This is a genomic window from Kineococcus vitellinus (assembly GCF_009906315.1).
GTDB classification, from domain to species: Bacteria; Actinomycetota; Actinomycetes; order Actinomycetales; family Kineococcaceae; genus Kineococcus; species Kineococcus vitellinus.
Genome location: NZ_JAAALL010000234.1, coordinates 1 through 6,991 on the forward strand (window position 1 = coordinate 1; position 6,991 = coordinate 6,991).

The 6,991-nt window shown below is 77.1% G+C and carries 7 protein-coding genes; 5 read left to right on the forward strand and 2 right to left on the reverse strand.

Going from position 1 to position 6,991, the window contains the following annotated elements; all coding sequences use genetic code 11:
* Positions 1-1,245 (reverse strand): histidine kinase (locus GTQ99_RS27095; RefSeq protein ID WP_166616993.1); only part of this gene is annotated, 1,245 nt, incomplete at its 3' end.
* Positions 1,246-1,392: 147 nt separating this feature from the next.
* Here GTQ99_RS27095 and GTQ99_RS17405 point away from each other — a divergent pair.
* Positions 1,393-2,310 (forward strand): NAD(P)-binding domain-containing protein, encoded by a 918-nt coding sequence (locus GTQ99_RS17405; protein ID WP_205707692.1) that lies wholly within the window; start codon positions 1,393-1,395, stop codon positions 2,308-2,310.
* A gap of 21 nt (positions 2,311-2,331) precedes the next feature.
* Here the strand turns inward: GTQ99_RS17405 and GTQ99_RS17410 are convergent, their stop codons facing one another.
* Entirely contained in the window at positions 2,332-3,039 is a 708-nt protein-coding gene (locus GTQ99_RS17410) for a hypothetical protein (protein WP_166616994.1), read from the reverse strand.
* Between the two features lie 81 nt (positions 3,040-3,120).
* Between GTQ99_RS17410 and GTQ99_RS17415 the strand changes: the two genes are divergently transcribed.
* The 4 genes from GTQ99_RS17415 (at position 3,121) to GTQ99_RS17430 (ending at position 6,524) form a co-directional block, all read left to right on the forward strand.
* Complete coding sequence (locus GTQ99_RS17415) at positions 3,121-3,924, forward strand: hypothetical protein (protein ID WP_166616995.1); 804 nt, start codon at positions 3,121-3,123, stop codon at positions 3,922-3,924.
* 5 nt (positions 3,925-3,929) lie between these two features.
* Entirely contained in the window at positions 3,930-4,433 is a 504-nt protein-coding gene (locus GTQ99_RS17420; protein WP_338075061.1) for a SigE family RNA polymerase sigma factor, read from the forward strand.
* Between the two features lie 75 nt (positions 4,434-4,508).
* Positions 4,509-6,047: a methyl-accepting chemotaxis protein gene (locus tag GTQ99_RS26265; protein WP_166616997.1), complete on the forward strand. Its 1,539-nt coding sequence runs from the start codon at positions 4,509-4,511 to the stop codon at positions 6,045-6,047.
* A 117-nt stretch (positions 6,048-6,164) separates the two neighbouring features.
* Positions 6,165-6,524, forward strand: a complete 360-nt coding sequence (locus GTQ99_RS17430) for a helix-turn-helix domain-containing protein (RefSeq protein WP_338075062.1) — start codon at positions 6,165-6,167, stop codon at positions 6,522-6,524.
* Positions 6,525-6,991: the final 467 nt, after the last annotated feature.

A 6,991-nucleotide genomic window follows, 5' to 3' on the forward strand; every position in this document is an offset into this window, starting at 1 on the left:
GCCCCCGGGCACCCGCCACGGCAGCCTGGCCCGCACCGCGAACCCGCCGTCGGGCTCGGGGCCGCTGGTGATCGTGCCGTCCGCCAGGCCCACCCGCTCCGAGAGGCCCACCAGGCCCGAGCCCGCACCGGGCAGCCCCGCGGAGGTCCCCCGCGGCCGCTCGTTGACGACGGACACGAGCATCTCCCGGCCCACCTCACCGGAGACCGTCACCACGGTCGGCGCGGACGGCGCGTGCTTGTGGACGTTCGTCAGCGCCTCCTGCACCACCCGGTAGACGGTGCGCCCCAGCTCCGCGGGCACGTCGGCGTGCACGGGCACGTCGGTGCGGAACTCCGCCGCCACCCCGGCCTCGCGGGTGGACTCCACCAGCCGGCGCACGTCCACGAGCGTGGGCTGCGGTGCCAGCTCGGCGGCCGAGGCGGCCGCCGAGCCCGTCCCGGGGGTGCGCAGCACGCCCAGGACGCGGCGCAGGTCCTCCAGCGCCGCCCGGGAGGTCTCCCGGATCGTCGCCGCGGTCGCCTCCACCTGCTCGGCGCCCACGTCGGGGCGCACCTCCAGCCCGCCCGCGTGCAGCGCCACCAGCGAGATGCGGTGCGCCAGCACGTCGTGCATCTCCCGCGCGATGCGGGTGCGCTCGGCCAGCCGCGCCTGCTCCGCGCGCAGCACCTGCTCGTGCTCGGCGCGCTCGGCCCGCTCGCGCAGCGAGCGCACCAGGTCGCGGCGCGCGCCGACGAAGGCGCCGACGAACACGCACAGCGCCACCGCGACGGCCCCCACCGTCAGCGCCAGCCCCCACCCGTCCGTCGACGTGCGCAGCGAGGTGGACGTCACCGCCACGAGCGCCACGAGCGAGAGCAGCACGAGCAGCCGGTCGCGGCGGCGGACGGCGACCGTCAGCAGCGCGAAGAAGACGGCGCCGTCGAAGGCGAGCACGAGCGCGACGGCGAGGGCGATCGCGCACACCAGCACCGGGTGCCGCCGCCGCCACCACAGCGCCGCGCAGCAGGCGAGCGCCACGAGCAGGGGGACGACGTGGCGCACCCCCACCGCGGCCAGGTCCAGCTCGGCGCCCGTGACGACGAGCGGGCCCGCGGCCTCGGTGCTCTGCGGGCCGTGCACGAGCGCGTGGAACCACGCCGGCACCGTGAGCAGGGACAGCACGATCGCCACGACGTCGCGCGCGCGCGGCGCGAACCGCCAGCGGGAGACCCGCGAGGCGGGCGGGAGGACGGGTGCGCTCACCGCCACAGGGTAGGGAGGCCCCCCGCCGGGGGGCGTCCGCCGAACGTCCCTGCCCGGCTCCGGCGTCCGTCGCACCCGCGCGCGCCGCGAGCACCCGAGCCCCGCCGCCGGGGAGCCGCTCCCGGGCGGCGGGCGTAGGGTCCCGCCGTGCCCACGACGCCCCCGACGCCAGCGACGCCCGCGCCCCCGGCCCAGCAGCGACCCGCCGGACCGGTGGCCTTCCTGGGCCTGGGCCGGATGGGGCGCGTCCTCGCCGGCCACCTCGTGCAGGCCGGCCTGGACGTGCGGGTGTGGAACCGCTCGCAGGGCCCGGCGGCCGACCTGGCCGCCGCCGGCGCCACCGCCGCGGCCTCCAGCGCCGAGGCCGTCGAGGGCGCCGACGTCGTCCTCACCGCGTTCTTCGGCCCCGACGCCGTGCGCGAGGCCGTCCTGGGCGCCGACCTGCCGCTCGGCCCCGACGCCGTCTGGGTCGACGTCACGACCGTCGCGCCCGCCGACGCCCGCGCGTTCGCCGGCTGGGCGCGCCAGCGCGGCGTGCGCTACGTGCACTCCCCGGTCGTCGGCTCCCTCGGCCCGGCCCGGGACCGCGCGCTCGGCGTCCTCGTCGGCGGTGCGCCCGAGGACACCGCGCGGGCGCTGCCGCTCGTCGCCCTGTGGGCGGACCCGCAGCGCCTGCAGGTCCTCGACGACCCCGCCGCCGCCGCGACCGGCAAGCTCGTGGCGAACCTGGCGCTCGCGGTCTCCTTCCAGGGCCTGGTCGAGGCGGTGCGGCTGGGCACCTCCGGCGGGCTGGATCTGGAGCAGGTCCTCACGACGCTGCGGGGCACCGGCCTGGGGCCCATCGCCGCGATGAAGGGCGCGAACCTGCGCAGCGGGCGCTTCGAGGACACCCAGTTCTCCACCGACCTGCTGCTGAAGGACACCGGCCTGATGCTCGCCACCAGCCGGCTGCCGCTGCCCGCGCTCACCGTGGCCGCGCAGGCCCTGCTGGCCGCCCAGCGCGCCGGGCGCGGCGACGACGACTTCTCGGTGCTGGCCGCCGGCGACCTGCCCGGCGCCTCCTGACCCCCCGCCCCGCGGTGCTCCTCAGCCCTGCGACCGCGGTCCCGGCGACTTCGTGAACCACGCCACGTCCGCGCCCACCGCGTAGTCCCAGTAGGTGACGACCACCTGCCCGCCGGCCTGCTCGCGGGTGACGAAGGTGGAGCTGTCGTCGAAGAGCGGGTTCGCGGCGTAGACGTCGTCGGCCGTGGCGACGCCCTCGTGCTGGCCCTCCAGCGGGACGAAGCGCCAGCGGCCGTCGTCCTCGCGGCGGGCGATCACGGCGTCGACCCCGCCGCTGAGCGTGCCGCCCCGCAGGGAGACGACCGCGTCGGGGGCGAAGCCGCCGGTGAGCCAGCGCCACTCGACGGCGCCGCCCTCGCGGTCGGCGAGCAGCGGTGCGCCGGCCGTCAGCTCGGACTCGGTGCGCCAGCCCGCGCCCTCGCGCGCCAGCAGGGTCACCGTCGTCGACGTCCCGCCCGTGGTGGCCGCCAGCACGGCGAGGCCGGGGTGGTCGGGGGTGGCGGGGGTCGTCGAGACGGCCTGCGCGCCGCGCCGGCGCGCCAGGTCGGCGAGCGCCCCGTCGGCGCCCGGGTCCACCGCTGCGGCCGCACCGGTGGACGCGGTGCCGGTCGCGGTGGTCGTCGTGCTCGCGGCGGGTGCCGCGGCGGGGGAGCCGCAGGCGGCCAGCGCGCCCGCGCACAGCAGGGCGAGGGCCGCGGTCCGGTGCCGGTTCGAGGTCGTGGTGCTCACGGTGCAACGGACGCGGCGCCGGAGGCGTCTGTTGCACGCGGCCCCCGGACGGCGGGTCCGGTGCGAGCAGGAGGAGGAGCGGTGCGCGAGCACGCGAGGGGAGTCGACGAGGAGGACGTCGTGCGGGCGCTGCAGCGCGCCGGCGCGGCCGACCCGCACGTCGACGTGTCCGCGCTCACCGCGGGTGCGCGGGGGCGCGCCCGCACCCTCCGCCGGCGCCGGCAGGGGCTGGCGGGGGTCGTGGCCGTCCTCGCCCTCGCCGGCCCCGCCGCGCTCTCGCAGTGGCCGCAGGAGCGGGTCGCCGTCCAGCCGGCGGCGACCGCCGTGCCGGACGCGGCCCTGCTCGACACCGCGGCCGTGCAGGCCGTCGTCGAGGGCGTCGAACCGGTGCCGGTCTCGACGGGCACCGCCACCGGGCTGTGCCGCGACGAGCCCTACGGCGGGACGTCCTCGATCGCGGCCGGCCGCTCGGCGGGCTGGGGCAGCACCCCCACGGTGCTGCGCCCGACGCCGGAGCAGGTGGGCCTGGACGTCCTCGTCTTCGAGGGCGACGAGGCCGAGCAGTGGTTCTCGCAGACCGAGCAGCAGGCGGGCTCCTGCACCGTCGAGGCGGTGGAGACCTCGCGCTGGACCCTCGTCGCCGCCGACGTCGCCGCGGACGTCGCCGTCGACGAGGCGGTCGCGCTGTTCGCCCAGGTGCAGTCCGGCACCAACCCCAGCTGGCGCGCGGTGGTCGCCGCCCGCAGCGGGCAGCTCGTGGTCCGCGTGGGCGTGACCAGCTACCACTCCGAGCCCGGGGGCACCGTCGAGCAGGCCGCGACGCTGGCGCGGCAGGCGCTCGAGCGGGCCTCCGGCCTGCGCGCGGCGGGCGGTGCGGCACGATGACCGCGGTGGTCGAGGCGGGTGGCGAGGCGCAGGTGCTCGCCTTCGAGGACTTCGTCGCCGCCCGCGGCCCGGCCCTCGTGCGGCTGGCGCGGGGACTGCTGCGCGACCCCGACACCGCCGAGGACGTCGTCCAGGACGTCCTGGCGAAGGCGCTGCTGCACTGGAAGCGGGTCCAGGGCGCCGACGACCCGGTCGCCTACGTCAACCGGATGGTCGTCAACGCCTCGACGTCCTTCTGGCGCCGCGCCGCCCGCCGGGAACGCCCGGTGGCCGCCGAGGACCTGCCGGACGCCGGCCGCGCGGACGGCACCGGGCAGCTGGCCGACCGCGACGAGCTGCTCACCGCGCTGCGCACCCTGCCGACCAAGCAGCGCACGGTGCTCGTGCTGCGCCACTTCGAGGACATGCCCGACGAGCAGATCGCCGACCTGCTCGACGTCACCACCGGCACCGTGCGCAGCAACGCCCACCGGGGTCTGGCCGCCCTGCGCACCGCGCTGTCGCGCTGAGGCCTCAACCGCCGGCCGCCGGCGGCCGATGGGAGGGAGCAGGCACACCCGGGCGAGGGACGCGAAGGACGCAGCATGTTCGGACGCAGGAGCTCGACCCCGCAGGCGGGCGGCACGCCCGCGCCCCGGGACGTGGAGGCCCTGGAGGCGGTGCTCGCCGCCTTCGACGGCGGCGTCGACGGCGAGCTGGACGCCCACCTCGCGGGGGTGCGCGCCCTCGTGCAGGCCCTCGACCTGGCCTACGGCGCGGTGTGGCTGCCCGGTCCGGACGGCCGCTTCCGGCTGGCCGCCGAGGTCGGCGCGCTGGCGCCGGCGATGGCCGCGACCCGCGACGTCGCCGTCGGCACCTCCGACGGCTGCGCCGGGCGGGCGCTGCAGGCGCGCGAACCCGTCGAGTGCCGCGCCGACAGCGACCGGGACTGCGCCCGCTGGCGCGCCGCGCGGGCCGGGGGAGCCCTGCACGGCTGCCAGATGCCCGTCGTCGAGGGCGGCCGCGTCGTGGCGCTGCAGGAGTTCTACGGCCTGTCGGCCCTGCCCTTCTTCGGGGGCCGCAGCGAGAAGTGGAAGGCCATCGCCCGCGTCGCCGCGCACGCGCGCCGCCGCGTCCTGGACGCGGCGACGCTGCGCGAGACGCTCGACGACCGCGAGGCCGTCACGACCGTCGTCACGGCGGTGGGCGAGGCCCAGGCGCAGGACGACGCGCTGCGGCGCGCGCTGGAGGTCGTCCGCGAGGCGTTCGGCTGGGCCTACGGCTCCTACTGGGCGCTGGACGAGGGGTCGGGCACGCTGAGGTTCCTGCTGGAGTCCGGCTCGGCGGGCGAGGAGTTCCGCCGCGTCACCCTGTCCGCGAGCTTCGCCGAGGGCGTGGGGCTGTCCGGGCGGGCCTGGCGGGCGCGCGACCTGGTCTTCGTCCCCGACCTGGCTCAGGTCACCGACTGCGTGCGGGCCCCGGCGGCCCAGCGCGCGGGGGTGAAGTCGGGCGTGTGCTTCCCGATCAGCTTCGAGGGCAGGGTCGTGGGCACGATGGACTTCTTCGCCACCGAGGTCATCGAGCTGTCGGACTCGCGGGCCGCCGCGCTGCGCAACGTGCAGCAGCTGGTCTCCCAGCGCCTGGAGGTCCTGGCGCGCGCGGAGGTGAACGCCCGGGCGTCCACGGCCCTGCTGGACACCGTCTCCCGCCTGCGCGACGCGGTCGCCGACGCCGGCCGGGTCGCCGACTCTGCCGTGGGCCAGGCCGCCGCCATGACGAGCGAGGTGGACGCGCTCACCCGCGCGTCGGCCGCCGTCGGCGAGGTCATCGAGATCATCTCCGGCATCGCCGACCAGACGAACCTGCTCGCCCTCAACGCCACGATCGAGGCCGCGCGCGCCGGCGAGCTCGGCCGCGGCTTCGCGGTCGTCGCCAGCGAGGTCAAGGACCTGGCCCGGGAGACCGCCGACGCGACCCGGCGCGTGGCCGAGCAGGTCTCCGGCATCCAGGCCTCCAGCGCCGCCGTCTCCACCGGCATCGCGACGACCGCGGACGTCGTCCGCGAGCTGGACGCCGTGCAGGCGCGCATCTCCGCCGTCATCGACGAGCAGGTGGCGATGGCCACCGCGCACGGCCGCCGCTGACCCGGGGGGTGCCGGCCGGCTCCGCGGCGGGCGATCGCGTACGCCCACAGCGGACAGCCGCGCGCCCGTGCGACCGCCGCGGGTAGCTTGCGCAGGACCCGAGCAGGAGGTCCCGCGGTGCCGAAGCTGACGCTCGTCCCCACCCGCCGGGTGCGCCGGCGCCCCGACCCCCTGCTGCGCGACGTGCTCGGTGCCGTGCTGCGCGACGAGCGGCTCGCCCAGCGGCGCACCCTCTCCGACGTCGCCGCGAGCGCCCGGGTGTCCCTGCCCTACCTGTCCGAGGTGGAGCGCGGCCGCAAGGAGCCCTCCTCCGAGGTGCTCGCCGCGGTCTGCGCGGCCCTCGGCCTCGCGCTCGTGGACCTGCTCGCCCGCAGCGGGACGCTCGTCACGGACCTCACCACGACGACCGGGTTCGCGCCGGCAGCCGGTGCGGCACGCGCCTCCGCGCCGACCGTCTCGTTGTCGATCGCCGCCTAGCGCCGGCGGCGCCGCACGGATTTGACCCTCCGCTGGGCTGTCGTTAACGTAGTTGTCACACCGCAGCGCGGAGGAACGGACGGGTCACCGGCCGGTTCGCGCAGCAGGTGGGGACAGTCTCCGACAACATCAACCGGCTCCGGTCGCTCAAGTGCGCCCCGGACCGGCCGATGAAGGTGGAGCGTCCTGACCGGCCCGATGGGTCCGGTAAGCTGGACGAAGTCCGCAGACGAGAAGCCGCGAAAGCGGTTGACAGTCGTGCGTCCGGTTCTTGAGAACTCAACAGTGTGCCAAGTGTTGATGCCAAATCAATCAACCCCGGATGGCCGCCACTCACTTGGGGTGGTGGTCGGGGATTCCTTTGGTGTTGTTCCTCCACTTCCTGCTCGCCAGCGGGGGTGGAGGTTTTCGAGACCGAGGGTCAACTTTGCAGGTCTATGGATCTAGGCGGCTGCTCGCAGTCGTCG

Coding starts and splice junctions, on each gene's coding strand:
- GTQ99_RS26265 (WP_166616997.1), top strand. CDS start 4,509: ATGTTCGGACGCAGGAGCTCGACCCCGCAGGCGGGCGGCACGCCCGCG.